The sequence below is a fragment of the Enterobacter sp. Y17 genome (assembly GCF_019730495.1).
GTDB classification, from domain to species: Bacteria; Pseudomonadota; Gammaproteobacteria; order Enterobacterales; family Enterobacteriaceae; genus Enterobacter; species Enterobacter asburiae_B.
In genome coordinates this window covers 252630-267691 of sequence record NZ_JAASKP010000002.1, presented here as the reverse complement: position 1 = coordinate 267691, position 15062 = coordinate 252630, and the positions used below count along the sequence as shown (strand labels likewise).

The following is a 15062-nucleotide window of genomic DNA, read 5'->3' as shown; positions in this document are numbered from 1 at the left end:
CCTCCGGCGATGCGCACCTGAAGGAGGAAAAATGGCAAACCAAACCGTAATCAAGCTGCAGGACGGCAACGTGATGCCCCAGCTGGGGCTAGGTGTATGGAAAGCCGGTAACGACGAGGTCGTCTCCGCCATTCATAAAGCCCTGGAAGTCGGCTATCGGTCCATTGATACCGCCGCCGCATATAAAAACGAGGACGGCGTGGGTAAGGCACTGGCCAGCGCTGGCGTCCCCCGCGATGAGTTATTCATCACCACGAAACTGTGGAACGACGATCAAAAACGTCCCCGCGAAGCGCTGGAGGAGAGCCTGGAGAAACTCCAGCTCGATTTCGTCGATCTCTGGCTGATGCACTGGCCGGTTCCGGCTATCGATCACTACGTTGATGCCTGGAAAGGGATGATTGAACTGCAGAAAGAGGGGCTGGTGAAAAGCATCGGCGTCTGTAATTTCCAGGTTCATCACCTGCAGCGGCTGATTGACGAAACGGGCGTTGCGCCAGTGATTAACCAGATCGAGCTGCACCCGCTGATGCAGCAGCGCCAGCTACACGCCTGGAACGCTACGCATAAAATCCAGACCGAGTCTTGGAGCCCGCTGGCGCAGGGCGGCGAAGGGGTGTTTGATCAAAAGATTATCCGTGAGCTGGCGGATAAATACGGTAAAACCCCGGCGCAAATCGTCATTCGCTGGCATCTGGACAACGGCCTGGTGGTCATCCCGAAATCGGTCACGCCATCGCGCATCGCCGAGAACTTCGACGTCTGGGATTTCCGTCTGGACAAAGACGAGCTGGGTGAGATTGCGAAGCTGGATAAGGGTAAACGTTTAGGCCCGGACCCGGACCAGTTTGGCGGGTAATCGCGTAAAAAAGCCGGGTGGCGGCTTCGCCTTACCCGGCCTACGTGTCGACATAAAAACCCCGGCTCGCCGGGGTTTTTTATTTACGCTTTGCGCTTCACGGGCTTCTTCACACTCGAATTACCGTTCGAACGCTGATGCACAATCGGCGTGTGCTTGGTCAGCGCCGGGCGCGTATTGCGGTTCTGGCGACGCGCTTCGCGCATCTCATCCAGCGTCGGGGCCGGTACCAGGCAGTCGCGGCGCGAGCCGATCAGGTGTTTTTTACCCATATCTTCCAGCGCCTGACGGATCAGCGGCCAGTTTTTCGGATCGTGGTAGCGCAGCAGCGCTTTATGCAGACGGCGCTGTTTATCCCCTTTCGGCACCACCACCTCTTCACTCTTATAACCAATCTTACTCAGCGGGTTCTTGCCGGTGTAATACATGGTCGTCGAGTTAGCGAGCGGTGACGGATAGAAGTTCTGCACCTGATCCAGGCGGAAGCGACGCTGCTTCAGCCACAGCGCCAGGTTCACCATGTCCTCATCGCGCGTGCCCGGGTGGGCAGAGATGAAGTATGGGATCAGATACTGCTCTTTACCCGCCTGCTTTGAATAGGTATCGAACAGCTCTTTAAATCGATCGTAGCTGCCCATGCCCGGCTTCATCATTTTCGACAGCGGGCCTTCCTCGGTGTGCTCCGGCGCAATCTTCAGATAGCCGCCGACGTGGTGCGTCGCCAGCTCTTTGATGTAGCGCGGATCTTCCACGGCGATGTCGTAACGTACCCCGGACGCGATCAGGATCTTCTTGATGCCCTTCAGGTCCCGCGCGCGGCGGTAGAGGTTGATCGTCGGCTCATGGTTAGTGTCCATATGCTCGCAAATGCTCGGATAGACGCAGGAGAGGCGACGGCAGGTTTGCTCCGCGCGCGGCGACTTGCAGCGCAGCATGTACATGTTCGCGGTTGGGCCGCCAAGGTCGGAAATCACGCCGGTAAAGCCCGGAACCGAGTCGCGAATCGCTTCGATCTCATTGATGATCGAATCTTCAGAGCGGCTCTGGATAATGCGCCCTTCGTGCTCGGTAATAGAGCAGAAGGAACAGCCGCCGAAGCAGCCGCGCATGATGTTGATCGAGAAGCGGATCATCTCATACGCCGGGATACGGGCGTTACCGTACGCCGGGTGCGGCACGCGCTTGTACGGCAGCGCAAAGACGCTGTCCATCTCTTCGGTGGAGAGCGGGATCGCCGGCGGGTTGATCCAGATAAAGCGCTCGCCGTGCTTCTGCATCAGCGCGCGGGCGCAGCCCGGGTTGGTTTCATGGTGCAGAATACGGGACGCGTGCGCGTAGAGCACCTTGTCGGCTTTCACCTTCTCGTAGGACGGCAGCAGCACGTAGGTCTTTTCCCACGGTTTCGGGCGCGGCGGCTGCACAACGATTGACTTCGCTTCCGCTTTTTTCGGCTCAACCGGCTTGTTATCGGCACACGGCAGATCTTCACCGTACGGGTGCGGGATAGGGTCGATTTTGCCCGGCATATCAATGATGCGGGAATCCACCCCGCTCCAGCCCGGCAGCGCCTCTTTCACCATAATGGCGGTATTGCGCACGTCGCGGATGCTGCTCACCGGCTCACCCTGCGACAGACGGTGCGCCACTTCCACCAGCGGACGCTCGCCGTTACCGTAAATCAGCATATCGGCTTTGGAATCCACCAGCACCGAGCGGCGTACGGTATCTGACCAGTAGTCGTAGTGGGCGGTGCGGCGAAGGCTCGCCTCGATGCCGCCCAGGATCACCGGGACGTCTTTCCAGGCTTCTTTACAGCGCTGGGTATAGACCAGGGTCGCGCGGTCGGGGCGTTTACCCGCCACGTTATCCGGCGTGTAGGCGTCGTCATGGCGCAGCTTGCGGTCGGCAGTATAGCGGTTGATCATCGAGTCCATGTTGCCTGCGGTGACGCCGAAGAACAGGTTCGGTTTACCCAGACGCATAAAGTCGTCTTTGCTGTTCCAGTCAGGCTGGGAGATGATCCCCACGCGGAAGCCCTGCGCCTCAAGCATACGGCCACAGATGGCCATGCCGAAGCTCGGATGGTCAACGTAGGCATCGCCCGTGACCAGAATGATGTCGCAGCTGTCCCAGCCCAGTCGGTCCATCTCTTCCCGGGACATCGGCAGGAATGGCGCCGGTCCAAAGCAGGCCGCCCAGTACTGGGGCCAGGAGAAGAGGTCACGATCCGGCTGGATCAGGGAAATTGCGCTCATAATGCTTCCGAAGAAAAAATAGACAAAAGGAGCGGGATTATACGCTGTTCATCCGCCAGATTTGAAGAAAAGGATGCATGAAGCAGGCAGATATTCGGGGAAGTCGTTAAAATACGGCGCCCTGATAATTTTGAATCATAATATTCACTATATTTTCCGGTGAGTTGCCCCGGAACGTGTTATTGCGCGGAGCTCTGTCGTGAAGCCCAACGATTCGTTACATGTATCCCAGCTGCGGGTTGTCCTTCACCTCTGCGGTTTTCTGGTTCTGCTGTACAGCCTTTCCATGCTGCCGCCGATGGTGATCGCCCTGCTGAATAAAGAGCGGACCTACTTTGCCTTCCTGACCACCTTTTTAACCTTTTTTACTCTCGGAGGGCTAACCTGGCGGGCAACACGTCACGCCGGCATACAGCTTCGCACCCGCGACGGGTTTGTGATTATCGTGCTGTTCTGGCTGCTGTTTTCATTCATTAGCGCCATGCCGCTCTGGATGGATGACGGGCTACAGCTCTCCTTTGCCGACGCGCTCTTTGAAGGGGTTTCCGGGATCACAACCACCGGGGCAACGGTGATCGGGGACGTCAGCGCCCTGCCTAAGTCTTACCTTTATTACCGCGCACAGCTGAATTTCATTGGCGGGTTAGGCGTCATCGTGCTGGCCGTCGCGGTCCTGCCGCTGCTGGGCATCGGCGGCATGAAGCTCTATCAGTCAGAGATGCCGGGGCCGTTCAAGGAGGAGCGTCTGACGCCCCGCCTTGCCGATACCGCGCGCACGCTGTGGGTGACCTACTTCGCGCTGGGCGTAGCCTGCACCCTGGCCTACTGGCTGGCGGGAATGTCATTTTTTGACGCCCTCTGTCACGGGCTGTCGACCGTGTCGTTGGGCGGATTTTCCACCCGCAGCGAGAGCATTGGGTTTTATGACAGCCACGCGATTGAGCTGGTCGCCGGGGCGTTTTCACTGCTCTCCGCGTTCAACTTCACCCTCTGGTACGTCGCCATTGTCAGACGCACCCTGAAACCGATTCGCCGCAGCCCGGAGGTTAAATTCTTTCTGAGCGCCGCCGCGGTGATTATTGTCATCACCGCCTGGCAGGTCTGGCATGCCGGGATGTACAACGCCACGGATAGCCTGGTGCACGCCTTCTTCCTTGCCAGTTCGATGATGACCGATAACGGCCTTTCGACAGCCGACTATGCCCAATGGCCCGCACACACCATCTTCCTGCTGTTGAGCGCCAGCTTTTTTGGCGGCTGCGTAGGCTCGACCTGCGGCGGGATCAAAGTCCTGCGCTTTCTCATTATGTTCAAGCAGAGTATTCAGGAGATGAACCAGCTGGCGCATCCGAGAGCGCTGCTGAGCATTAAGGTGGGCAAAAGCGTGGTGAATGAACGCGTCCTGCGCTCGGTATGGAGCTTCTTTTTTCTCTACGTGATGATCACAGGCTTTTTTGTCTGGTCGCTCAACCTGATGGGCTACGACCTGTTTACCGCATTCGCAACGGTTGCCGCCTGCATCAACAACATGGGGCTGGGGTTTGGCGAGACGGCGTCGACGTTCGGCACGTTAACCGAGGGGGCAAAACTGCTGATGTGCGCGGCGATGATCCTGGGGCGTCTGGAAATTTATCCGGTGCTGATTCTGTTCTCGCGCTTTTTCTGGCGGGCATAAAACATTCCCGGCGAACCGGGAATGACAGGATTATGGCGCAGGGTTGATCAGCATCTGCCCCACGGAGCCCCTGTCCATCATCTCCAGCGTCTGGCTGTGGAACAGGAACGGGAAGTGCGGCCACGAAGGCTGACCGTAATAGACAAGCAGTTCAACCTGGCCGTCCACCCAGACGGTATCTTTCCAGCCGCGGTCTTCCGGGAACGGCATCGCGCCGTTGACGTTGCGGATCAGGAATGCCACCCCTTCAATATGGAACGACTGCGGCATATCTGAACGGACCGTCCAGCGCTCCCAGGTGCCCTGCTGCGCGGTAATGTCGATGCGGTTGACGTCCCACAGCGCGCCGTTGATGCCCGGGTCGTCGCCCAGGCTGATATCACGGCTACGCACCGGCGAGCCGCTCATGATCTCCTGCGGCAGCAGACGCATTGGCAGGCTATCGGTCACCAGCGGCAGCAGACCGGTCGGGCGCAGGGTCAGAACCAGAGTCGAGACAAGAATGCTCGACGGTTCAAAGAACCCGCGAATGCGGTCCACAATGCTGGCCGCTTCACCGCAGGTGACAGACACTTCATCCCCATTGGTCATATCAATGAGAACTTCACGACGTTCGCCCGGCGAGAGCGCCAGCTGTTTGACGGAAACCGGCGCCGGTAAAAAGCCCTGGTCGCCGGAGATCACGTGCAGCGGACGGCCATCGCTCATTTGCAGCTGATAGCGGCGCGAGTTAGACGCGTTGAGCAGGCGCAGGCGCACCCAGCCGCGCGAAACTTCCACATACGGGCTTTGCGCGCCGTTGACCAGCAGCGTATCGCCGACAAAGCCACCGCTGCCCGGCTCGCTGTATTCTGGCGTACCGAAATTATCCAGACGCTTGTCCTGGATGATAACCGGGAAGTCATCCACGCCGTAGTGGTTCGGGATCGGCAGGGATTTGCTGACCTCATCTTCCACCAGCCACATTCCGGCCAGGCCATTATAAACCTGCTGCGCCGTGCGGTTAGGCGTGTTGGCGTGATACCACAGGGTGGCCGCGCTCTGGCGAATCGGCAGAACCGGCGCCCAGTCGGCGCTGGGTGACATCATTCGCGCCGCGCCGCCAATCAACGGGCCAGGCACCTGTAAGCCGCTGATGGTCATGGCGACATTTTCAGGGGTACGGTTACTGTAGATGAGCTTTACGTCATCGCCATTCCACACGCGTATGGTCGGCCCAAGGTAACGTCCGTTAATGCCCCAGACCGGCGCGCGCGTCCCTTGGGTAAAGGACCAGTGGCTGCGCTGCAGCGTCAGGAAAAGCGGCTGACCGCGACGGGATTCAATTAATGGCGGAATGGGCAGCGGCTGTTGCTGCCCGGCGGCGCTGGCTGTCAGCGGCATCGCACCCGCACAAAGGGCGATCCCGGAAGCCTGAATAAACTGACGCCGACTGAGTGACATATAAGCTCCATCTGAAACGACTAACAACGCGGGAATTCGTTTTCCCTTCAACGCCGGATTAAATCTTACCGGCGGCTTCTCTCTCTGCGACTTCTTTGTCGAGCTGCGCAATGTGCTGAGCCATCAGCTCACGGCAGTGCGCTGCCAGCTCGCGCACCTGGTCTTTACCGTATTTGCTGGTATCGACGGGTGGCAGCATTTCGACAATCACCAGCCCGTTATTCAGGCGGTTAAGATTAATCTTATTCGAAGTATTGGAAACACACACAGGAATAATTGGAACACCTGCCGCAATTGCGGCATGAAACGCCCCGGTTTTAAACGGCAGCAGGCCGCGGCCGCGGCTGCGCGTTCCTTCCGGGAACATCCAGATTGAGATTCTGCGCTTTTTAAAATGATTGACCACTTCCGCAATGGTGCTGTGCGCTTTCGCACGGTTATTACGGTCGATCAGCAGGTTACCGGTCAGCCAGTACAGCTGGCCAAAAAACGGGATCCACAGCAGGCTTTTTTTCCCCACCGTCACGGTCGGTGGCAAAACGATATTTGCGGCGGTCACCATATCGTAATTGTTCTGATGGTTGGCGATATAGATGGCGTTACCGAAATTCTCCGCCCCTTCAGGCAGACGTTTTTCAACCTTCAGACCAAACAGCGGCGCAAGGCGACCGAACATATGGCCGAAGGTGGCAACATGCTTAGGATTACGCGGACTGAACAGGCAATAGATGCAGCCGAAAATACAGACCAGAATGCAGTAGATAACGGTAAGAATAAGACGAACAATATATAGCATAGCGACCTCTGAAGCCCCAACAGCTGACAATTATACTTCACCTGTGGCCAGGTAAGGACTTTATTACGAGCGCGTATTGTTAATCGCAACGCACGAATTAACAACGATTTTACGGGAAATTTTATTGAAACTCCCCCTCCGGGCAGAGGGGGATATCACGACATTACTCTTCGCTGTCACCCGCGGTGCTGCGTGCAGGAGAGTCAATCTCCACGCGGTCGATGCGCTGCAGGCCGCGCATCAGCGAGCCGCGGCGACCGCGCTCACCCACCACTTTCTGCAGCTCTTCCGGACGAAGCTTGATCTTACGCTTGCCGACGTGAATGGTCAGCGTGCTCTGCGGCGGCAGGAGGAAGAGGTGCGCCAGGCCATCTTCGCCTTTCGCGGCTTCCGCCGACGGGATGTTGATGATCTTGTTGCCCTTGCCTTTCGACAGTTCCGGCAGATCGCTGACCGGGAACATCAGCATACGTCCGGCGGTGGTGATCGCCAGCAGCATGTCGCTTTCGTTCTCGATCACCAGCGGCGCCATCACGTGGGCGTTGTCCGGCAGGCTAATCAGCGCCTTACCGGCACGGTTACGGGAGACCAGATCGTTGAAGGTACAGATAAAGCCGTAGCCCGCATCGGACGCCAGGAGCAGCTTCTGGTCATCGGCTTCCATCAGCATATGGTCAACCGTCGCTCCCGGCGGCAGCGTCAGCTTGCCGGTGAGCGGCTCGCCCTGCCCGCGCGCGGAAGGCAGCGTAATCGGGTCGATGGCGTAGCTGCGGCCGGTGGAGTCGATAAACGCCACCGGCTGGTTGCTCTTGCCTTTCACCGCCGCTTTGAAGCTGTCGCCCGCTTTGTAGCTCAGGCCCGGCGCGTCGATATCGTGGCCTTTGGCGCTGCGCACCCAGCCGCTCTGCGACAGGACAATGGTGACCGGCTCGGACGGCTGCATGTCGTGCTCGTTCATGGCCTTCGCTTCTTCGCGCTCGTGCAGCGGAGAACGACGGTCGTCGCCGAAGGCGTCGGCATCGGCCTGCAGCTCTTTCTTCAGCAGGGTATTCATCTTGCGCTCGGACGCGAGGATCGCCTGCAGCTGATCGCGCTCTTTTTCCAGCTCGTTCTGCTCGCCGCGGATCTTCATCTCTTCCAGTTTGGCAAGATGGCGCAGCTTCAGTTCGAGGATCGCTTCGGCCTGGGTTTCGCTGATGCCAAAGCGCGACATCAGCGCCGGCTTCGGCTCGTCCTCGGTACGGATGATCTCAATCACTTCGTCGATATTGAGGAACGCCACCAGCAAACCTTCGAGGATATGCAGGCGCTTAAGCACTTTCTCCAGACGATGGTTCAGACGACGGCGGACCGTATCGCGGCGGAAGGTCAGCCATTCGGTGAGGATCTCCAGCAGGTTTTTCACCGCCGGGCGTCCGTCGAGACCAATCATGTTCAGGTTGATGCGGTAGCTTTTTTCCAGATCGGTGGTGGCGAACAGGTGGTTCATCACCTGCTCCATGTCCACGCGGTTGGAGCGCGGCACGATCACCAGACGGGTCGGGTTTTCGTGATCCGATTCATCGCGCAGGTCGTCCACCATCGGCAGCTTCTTATTGCGCATCTGTGAGGCGATCTGCTCCAGCACTTTGGCACCGGAAACCTGATGCGGCAGCGCGGTGATCACCACGGCGCCGTCCTCTTTATTCCACACCGCGCGCATGCGCACGGAGCCGCGACCGTTCTGGTAGATTTTGCGGATTTCCGCGCGCGAGGTGATGATCTCGGCTTCGGTCGGGAAATCTGGCCCCTGCACGATATCCAGCAGCTCGTCGAGCGTGGCTTTCGGCTGCTCAATCAGGGTAATAGCGGCTTTCGCCACTTCACGCAGGTTGTGCGGCGGAATGTCCGTCGCCATACCGACCGCGATACCGGTGGTACCGTTCAGCAGGATGTTCGGCAGACGCGCAGGCAGCATCTTCGGCTCCTGCATCGTACCGTCGAAGTTCGGCACCCAGTCAACGGTTCCCTGACCCAGCTCGCCCAGCAGCACTTCGGCATATTTAGAGAGGCGGGATTCGGTATAACGCATCGCCGCGAAGGATTTCGGATCGTCCGGCGCACCCCAGTTCCCCTGCCCGTCCACCAGCGGGTAGCGGTAAGAGAACGGCTGTGCCATCAGCACCATCGCTTCATAACAGGCGCTGTCGCCGTGCGGATGGTATTTACCCAGTACGTCACCGACGGTACGGGCGGATTTCTTAAACTTGGCGGTGGCGTTCAGCCCCAGTTCGGACATCGCATACACGATGCGGCGCTGAACGGGCTTCAGGCCATCCCCGATAAACGGCAACGCCCTGTCCATGATGACGTACATGGAGTAGTTCAGGTAGGCGTTTTCCGTGAATTCATGTAGCGCGAGGCGCTCTGCCATATCGCTCATTACGTGTGATTCCTCAACTCAGAAACCGAAGGGTTTCAGGCAATATTGCCGCAGATACTACCTCATCTGATGAATTGAGTCACAAAGAAAAAGGGCCGCACAGGCGGCCCTTTTCGGGTTATTTGTTCAGCTTAATAACCTGCTTCACGTCGATTTCAAACTCGTTCCAGTCTTTATCGACTTTACCCTGCAGTTCAACTTTATCCTGCGGAGTGACGGTCACGCCGTTCCAGCGCTTGTGGTCAATCTCAACCACGACCGTGCCGGATTCATCGCGGAAGGTGTAGCGGTCATCGGACAGGCGCTCGGTAATGTTCCCGCGCAGCTTCACCCAGGCATCGTCCTTCAGGTCTTTCACTTTTGCCGCGGTGGTGAGGTTGGCGTTGTTATCGACAAAACCGCCCTGCTGAGTTTGCGTCTGGGTCTGTGTGGCCGATGGGCCAGTAAAACCGCCCTGAGCAGCAAAGACCGGCGCGGTGGTCATCATCATGATGGCAGCAATTGCAGCGAATTTTTTCATCTTCATCTCTCCCTTTAATGTCGTTTCGCAGTCCATTTAACAGGGTAATCCTTAACAACTTCTTAAGGGAAAAATTTATTTATTATTGCTGTACAGCAGGCGCTTACAGAGGGTTTACTGACGACATCAAGGAGGGAACATGCGCATTTTACTGGTTGAAGACGACAGGTTAATCGGCGACGGTATCAAGGCGGGGTTGAGCAAAATGGGTTTTAGCGTGGACTGGTTTACCGACGGTAAAACCGGCCAGGCCGCGCTCTCCTCTGCACCCTATGATGCCGTGGTGCTGGATCTGACGCTGCCGGAAATTGACGGTCTGGACATTCTGCGCGCGTGGCGCGAAAGCGGGCGCAGCGAGCCGGTACTGATTCTGACGGCGCGGGATGCGCTTAACCAGCGCGTCGAAGGGCTGCGTCTTGGGGCGGATGATTATCTCTGTAAGCCGTTCGCGCTGATCGAAGTGGGTGCCCGCCTCGAAGCGCTGGTCCGCCGCAGCCACGGCCAGGCGAGTAGCGAGCTGCGTCACGGGAAGGTCACGCTCGATCCAACCCGTCTCGTCGCCACGCTGGACGGTGAGACGCTGACGCTCAAGCCGAAAGAGTTCGCGCTGCTGGAGCTGTTAATGCGTAACGCCGGTCGGGTGCTGCCGCGAAAGCTGATCGAGGAAAAACTCTATACCTGGGACGACGACGTCTCCAGCAACGCCATCGAGGTTCACGTCCATCATTTGCGCCGCAAGCTTGGGAGCGAGTTTATCCGCACCGTGCACGGCATCGGCTACACCCTGGGTGACGCATGCAACTGAGCCTGAAGCTGCGCCTGACGCTTCTCTTTTTACTTCTCTCTCTGACGGCCTGGTTTGCCGCCAGCCTGGTTGCCTGGCAGCAGACGACCCACAAGCTCGACAAGCTGTTCGATACCCAGCAGATGCTGTTTGCTAAACGGCTGCTGACGATGGATCTGGACGAGATCCGCGCCCCCGAACGCATGCGCGAGATCCCGAAAAAAGTGAAGCACGGTCGTCTGGACGACGACGCGCTGGCTTTCGCCATTTACGCCGTCGACGGCAAAATGCTCCTCAACGACGGTGAAAACGGACGCGATATCCCGTACCACTATCGCCGCGACGGGTTCGATAACGGGCAGCTGCAGGGCGACAACGACGAATGGCGCTTTTTATGGCTGACCTCACCCGACGGGAAGTACCGCGTGGTGGTCGGCCAGGAGTGGGAGTACCGCCAGGAGATGGCGCTGGACGTGGTCAGCTCGCAGCTGACCCCCTGGCTGGTGGCGCTGCCCGTGATGTTGCTGCTGCTGATCGTCCTCCTGAGTCGGGAGCTGAAGCCGCTGAAAAAGCTGGCGCAGACCCTGCGCTCCCGCTCGCCGGATGCCACCGATAAACTGCCGACCGAGGGTGTCCCTACGGAAGTGCGCCCCCTGCTCGACGCGCTGAATCATCTCTTCGCGCGCACCCAGGAGATGATGACCCGCGAGCGCCGCTTTACGTCCGATGCCGCCCACGAGCTGCGCAGCCCGCTGGCGGCCCTGAAGGTGCAAACTGACGTGGCGCAGCTCTCTCATGACGATCCGCTGGCGCGGGAAAAGGCGCTGACGCAGCTGCATGCGGGCATCGACCGCGCTTCCCGGCTGGTGGATCAGCTCCTCACGCTTTCGCGTCTGGACTCGCTGGATAACCTTGACGATGTCGAACCGATTCCCCTGGCCGACTTGCTGCAGTCGGCCGTGCTGGATATCTGGCATCCGGCGCAGCAGGCGGGCATTGATATTCGCCTGAACATCCATGCACCAGAGGTGACACGCACGGGCCAGCAGCTGCTCCTGAGCCTGCTGGTGCGCAACCTGCTGGATAACGCGATCCGCTATAGCCCGCGCGGCAGCGTGGTCGACGTGACGCTGGACGCGCGTGGCTTTATCGTGCGCGACAACGGCCCAGGCATTTCACCGGACGCGCTGGCGCGCATCGGCGAGCGCTTTTATCGCCCGCCGGGTCAGGATGCCACGGGCAGCGGGCTGGGGTTATCCATTGTAAAACGCATCGCCACCCTGCACGGGATGCGCGTTTCGCTGAGCAATGCGCCTGAAGGCGGTTTTGAAGTGAAGGTCAGCTGGTAGGGATTATTGCGTTTAACGCAAAAGACTTTGCACATTTTGCTCATTTTACCGCACCGTCCTCGCGCGTAGAATACAGGCCATACTCTCATCATCGAGGACAAATAATGAGCAACATCCTGATTATCAACGGTGCAAAAGAATTTGCGCACTCTAAAGGCCAGCTGAATGACACCCTGACCGAGGTCGCGGACGGTTTCCTGCGCGACGCCGGGCATGATGTTAAGGTCGTGCGCGCGGACAGCAACTACGACGTGAAGGCCGAAGTGCAGAACTTCCTGTGGGCTGACGTGGTGATCTGGCAGATGCCAGGCTGGTGGATGGGCGCGCCGTGGACCGTGAAAAAATACATGGACGACGTGTTCACAGAAGGTCACGGCTCGCTGTATGCCAGCGATGGCCGCACCCGCTCTGACGCCTCCAAAAAATACGGCTCGGGCGGCCTGATTCAGGGCAAAAAATATATGCTCTCGCTGACCTGGAACGCCCCGCTGGAAGCCTTCACCGATAAAGATCAGTTCTTCGAAGGCGTGGGCGTTGACGGCGCGTACCTGCCGTTCCACAAGGCTAACCAGTTCCTGGGCATGGATCCGCTGCCGACCTTTATCGTCAACGACGTGATTAAAATGCCTGACGTCCCGAGCTATATCGCAGAATATCGCAAGCATCTCGCGGAAATTTTTGCTTAACTGGTAGCCTGGAATTAAAGGAGTAGTAAACATGCTTACCGTAATCGCAGAAATCCGTACTCGTCCAGGTCAACATCACCGTCAGGCGGTGCTGGATCAGTTCGCGAAAATTATCCCGACCGTACTGAAAGAAGAAGGCTGCCACGGCTACGCGCCGATGGTGGATGCCGCCACTGACGCCAGCTTCCAGGCGACCGCGCCAGACTCGATCATCATGGTTGAGCAGTGGGAAACCGTCGCGCATCTTGAAGCGCACCTGCAGACCGCGCACATGAAAGCGTGGAGCGACGCGGTGAAGGGTGACGTGCTGGAAACCCACATCCGCATTCTGGAGCAAGGGGTTTAAGTTTCCCCTCCCCCGCCCTCTCCCGAAAGGAGAGGGAGAACAGATCCAGGCCCGGTGAGCGTCAGCGCTACCGGGCTTTGTTTTTAGGTGCTTTTCTTCCCCGGCTTTAACCCACGGTGTAGCTCGTTGATGCGCTTCATCGACTTGATGGTGCGCTGCGGCTCGGTGGAGGCGACGGATAAAATGATCATCTCCAGACACAGCAGTACCGTGCCGTGGAGCGGAATTTTGCCTTTTTCGCCGCCGCGCGGAACGTGGATCACCACGCTGGCCTCCTTGCTGAAACGCGAATCGAGGGCGTTGGTCAGCAATATAGTTGGAATGCCCAGACGTTTTGCTTCACGCAGCGTGGTTTGCCCCTCCCGGTGCGCGGATTTCTGCGCCATCATCACCAGCACGTCGCCGCGCTGAAGCGCAATCAGCTGCTCGGCAAGCCCTATTCCGGTACGGTTAAGCGGCGTGGCGGGTAACCCCATGCGACTGAACAGCCTGGCGGTGTACTCGGCCAGAATGCCGGAGGCGCCAATGCCAAATATGGCGACCTGCCTCGCCTGCGCCAGCAGAGAGACCGCCTGGGCCATCGCGTAGCGGTTGTGGGGTTCGGATAACACCTCGCAGGTGTGCTGATGCCCCTCCAGCACGAAATCAATGCTCGCGTTAACGTCGCTGGCGAGCGTATTCACCGTGGTGGACATCTTTTCGCTGGAGGTGACCACCGGACCAAACCACTGCTCCAGCGTTTGCTTGAGATCGCGCAGCCCGGCGAAACCCAGCGCCTGAATGGCGCGGACTACCGTGGCATCCGATGTTTTCAACAGCGTCGCGATCTCCATTGCGGTCTGTTCCATCACCGCTTCGCGGTTGTCATGGATATAGCGTGCAACCTGCAGCAGACGCGGCGTCAGCTGATGCGCACGCGCGCGAAAGCGGTCACCATAGACATCCACGCGCCCTTTCTCTTTGCGGATCACCGTGACGCCTCCGGCAGCGGACGCCCGGCAATCTGCGACTGCACCTGCGCGGCCATCAGCCCTAACGAGGCGTACGAATTCGAGATGGCCTCTTCACGCGAGATCAGCACGTAATGCCCGGTTCTGCAGGCATTCAGGAACTGACACCAGCCCGGCATGACCGCATCCATCGCCGCCAGCTCGTCCTGCGGTTTACCGCCCGTATCCCCGCGCCAGGTGGCGAAGACGAAATCGGCATCCAGCTCCGGCAGGCGCTCGGCGCTGACGTCGATGCGCCCTCCGTCCGGGATGGACTCAATCAGCGGCGGGAAGATGAACCCGGCGTCGCGCAACACGCGGCCCAGCGAGTGGTAGCTGTGCATGGCATTAATCTTTCCCTGATTCGCCTGAATCACGGACACGGTCACCTTGCGGGTATCAATAGCCGCCTTCAGGGCCTTAATCTGCTCCTGATAGCGCCGCTCCAGAATCTTGAGCCGCGCCTGCGTTCCCGTCAGCTGAGCCAGCTTGCGGTAGATCTCCGGCGCGCCGCCGTCGAGATGATCGATACTCACCGTCGGGGCAATTTTCGCCAGCTGTTCCAGCGGGGTGTTGCGGGTCGGCTCGGTAATAATTAGGTCAGGCTTTGCGGCGGCGATGGCTTCAATGTCGATATCGGCCGTGCCGATAAATGTAATGTCGGAATTATCGAAGTCGACGCCGGTCAACATGCCGCTGGAGCGCAGAAAGTGGCTGCCGTCCGGCCGCGTGCGGCCATGGCTTGCCACCGGCGGCACGCCAAGCTCAATCAGCGGAATGGTGATATCCAGATCGTGTAAAGAGACAATCCGTTTCGGATGAACCGGTACCACCACTTTTCGGTTAAGATCGTCAGTAAACGTCTGCGTCGGCTCCGCCGCACCCACCGCGAACCCCACCAGCAACAGCATCGAAAACACTACGCGCATTTTAGTCCC

13 protein-coding genes are annotated in these 15062 nt (G+C 58.7%); 6 read left to right on the top strand and 7 right to left on the bottom strand.

The genetic code is table 11. The features are described 5' to 3' along the window. Positions 1–31 precede the first annotated feature (31 nt). On the top strand, positions 32–859 hold the full coding sequence (gene dkgA / locus HCH49_RS15600) for a 2,5-didehydrogluconate reductase DkgA (RefSeq protein WP_033146647.1): 828 nt from the start codon (positions 32–34) through the stop codon (positions 857–859). Between the two features lie 83 nt (positions 860–942). Here dkgA and HCH49_RS15595 read toward each other — a convergent pair whose 3' ends face one another. Continuing rightward, positions 943–3114: a YgiQ family radical SAM protein gene (locus HCH49_RS15595; protein WP_221702963.1), complete on the bottom strand. Its 2172-nt coding sequence runs from the start codon at positions 3112–3114 to the stop codon at positions 943–945. A gap of 199 nt (positions 3115–3313) precedes the next feature. Between HCH49_RS15595 and HCH49_RS15590 the strand changes: the two genes are divergently transcribed. Beyond that, positions 3314–4789: a TrkH family potassium uptake protein gene (locus HCH49_RS15590; RefSeq protein ID WP_221702962.1), complete on the top strand. Its 1476-nt coding sequence runs from the start codon at positions 3314–3316 to the stop codon at positions 4787–4789. A 30-nt stretch (positions 4790–4819) separates the two neighbouring features. On the opposite strand, the gene ftsP is transcribed toward HCH49_RS15590, so the two are convergent. The 4 genes from ftsP to HCH49_RS15570 all read right to left on the bottom strand — a co-directional run bounded on the left by ftsP (position 4820) and on the right by HCH49_RS15570 (position 9970). Beyond that, on the bottom strand, positions 4820–6232 hold the full coding sequence (gene ftsP, locus HCH49_RS15585) for a cell division protein FtsP (protein WP_033146650.1): 1413 nt from the start codon (positions 6230–6232) through the stop codon (positions 4820–4822). Between the two features lie 58 nt (positions 6233–6290). Beyond that, positions 6291–7028 carry a 1-acylglycerol-3-phosphate O-acyltransferase gene (gene plsC, locus HCH49_RS15580; RefSeq protein WP_023333413.1) on the bottom strand — a complete coding sequence of 246 codons (738 nt, stop codon included), beginning with the start codon at positions 7026–7028 and terminating at the stop codon, positions 6291–6293. 163 nt (positions 7029–7191) lie between these two features. Continuing rightward, positions 7192–9450: a DNA topoisomerase IV subunit A gene (gene parC, locus HCH49_RS15575; RefSeq protein WP_029740706.1), complete on the bottom strand. Its 2259-nt coding sequence runs from the start codon at positions 9448–9450 to the stop codon at positions 7192–7194. 118 nt (positions 9451–9568) lie between these two features. Then, positions 9569–9970: a YgiW/YdeI family stress tolerance OB fold protein gene (locus tag HCH49_RS15570; protein ID WP_023309189.1), complete on the bottom strand. Its 402-nt coding sequence runs from the start codon at positions 9968–9970 to the stop codon at positions 9569–9571. A gap of 139 nt (positions 9971–10109) precedes the next feature. On the opposite strand from HCH49_RS15570, the gene qseB reads away from it, so the two are divergent. From qseB to HCH49_RS15550, 4 genes are all read left to right on the top strand, one after another. After that, a complete protein-coding gene (gene qseB, locus HCH49_RS15565) occupies positions 10110–10775 on the top strand; it encodes a quorum sensing response regulator transcription factor QseB (RefSeq protein ID WP_033146652.1) in 666 nt (221 codons plus the stop codon). Further along, positions 10766–12103, top strand: a complete 1338-nt coding sequence (gene qseC, locus HCH49_RS15560; RefSeq protein WP_221702961.1) for a quorum sensing histidine kinase QseC — start codon at positions 10766–10768, stop codon at positions 12101–12103. Before qseB ends, qseC begins: the two co-directional genes overlap by 10 nt. Before the next feature lie 104 nt (positions 12104–12207). Continuing rightward, complete coding sequence (locus HCH49_RS15555) at positions 12208–12789, top strand: NAD(P)H-dependent oxidoreductase (RefSeq protein WP_023333418.1); 582 nt, start codon at positions 12208–12210, stop codon at positions 12787–12789. A gap of 31 nt (positions 12790–12820) precedes the next feature. Continuing rightward, positions 12821–13135 (top strand): putative quinol monooxygenase, encoded by a 315-nt coding sequence (locus tag HCH49_RS15550; protein ID WP_008502984.1) that lies wholly within the window; start codon positions 12821–12823, stop codon positions 13133–13135. Positions 13136–13218: 83 nt separating this feature from the next. Here the strand turns inward: HCH49_RS15550 and HCH49_RS15545 are convergent, their stop codons facing one another. Continuing rightward, a complete protein-coding gene (locus tag HCH49_RS15545) occupies positions 13219–14106 on the bottom strand; it encodes a MurR/RpiR family transcriptional regulator (protein ID WP_033146656.1) in 888 nt (295 codons plus the stop codon). After that, positions 14103–15053 carry an iron-siderophore ABC transporter substrate-binding protein gene (locus tag HCH49_RS15540; protein WP_221702960.1) on the bottom strand — a complete coding sequence of 317 codons (951 nt, stop codon included), beginning with the start codon at positions 15051–15053 and terminating at the stop codon, positions 14103–14105. Before HCH49_RS15540 ends, HCH49_RS15545 begins: the two co-directional genes overlap by 4 nt. Positions 15054–15062 lie beyond the last annotated feature (9 nt).

Bases quoted from the DNA above. Each gene is read 5' to 3' on its own strand.
- dkgA (WP_033146647.1), top strand. From the start codon at position 32: ATGGCAAACCAAACCGTAATCAAGCTGCAGGACGGCAACGTGATGCCC.
- HCH49_RS15595 (WP_221702963.1), bottom strand. From the start codon at position 3,114: ATGAGCGCAATTTCCCTGATCCAGCCGGATCGTGACCTCTTCTCCTGG.
- ftsP (WP_033146650.1), bottom strand. From the start codon at position 6,232: ATGTCACTCAGTCGGCGTCAGTTTATTCAGGCTTCCGGGATCGCCCTT.
- plsC (WP_023333413.1), bottom strand. From the start codon at position 7,028: ATGCTATATATTGTTCGTCTTATTCTTACCGTTATCTACTGCATTCTG.
- parC (WP_029740706.1), bottom strand. From the start codon at position 9,450: ATGAGCGATATGGCAGAGCGCCTCGCGCTACATGAATTCACGGAAAAC.
- HCH49_RS15570 (WP_023309189.1), bottom strand. From the start codon at position 9,970: ATGAAAAAATTCGCTGCAATTGCTGCCATCATGATGATGACCACCGCG.
- qseB (WP_033146652.1), top strand. From the start codon at position 10,110: ATGCGCATTTTACTGGTTGAAGACGACAGGTTAATCGGCGACGGTATC.
- qseC (WP_221702961.1), top strand. From the start codon at position 10,766: ATGCAACTGAGCCTGAAGCTGCGCCTGACGCTTCTCTTTTTACTTCTC.
- HCH49_RS15555 (WP_023333418.1), top strand. From the start codon at position 12,208: ATGAGCAACATCCTGATTATCAACGGTGCAAAAGAATTTGCGCACTCT.
- HCH49_RS15550 (WP_008502984.1), top strand. From the start codon at position 12,821: ATGCTTACCGTAATCGCAGAAATCCGTACTCGTCCAGGTCAACATCAC.
- HCH49_RS15540 (WP_221702960.1), bottom strand. From the start codon at position 15,053: ATGCGCGTAGTGTTTTCGATGCTGTTGCTGGTGGGGTTCGCGGTGGGT.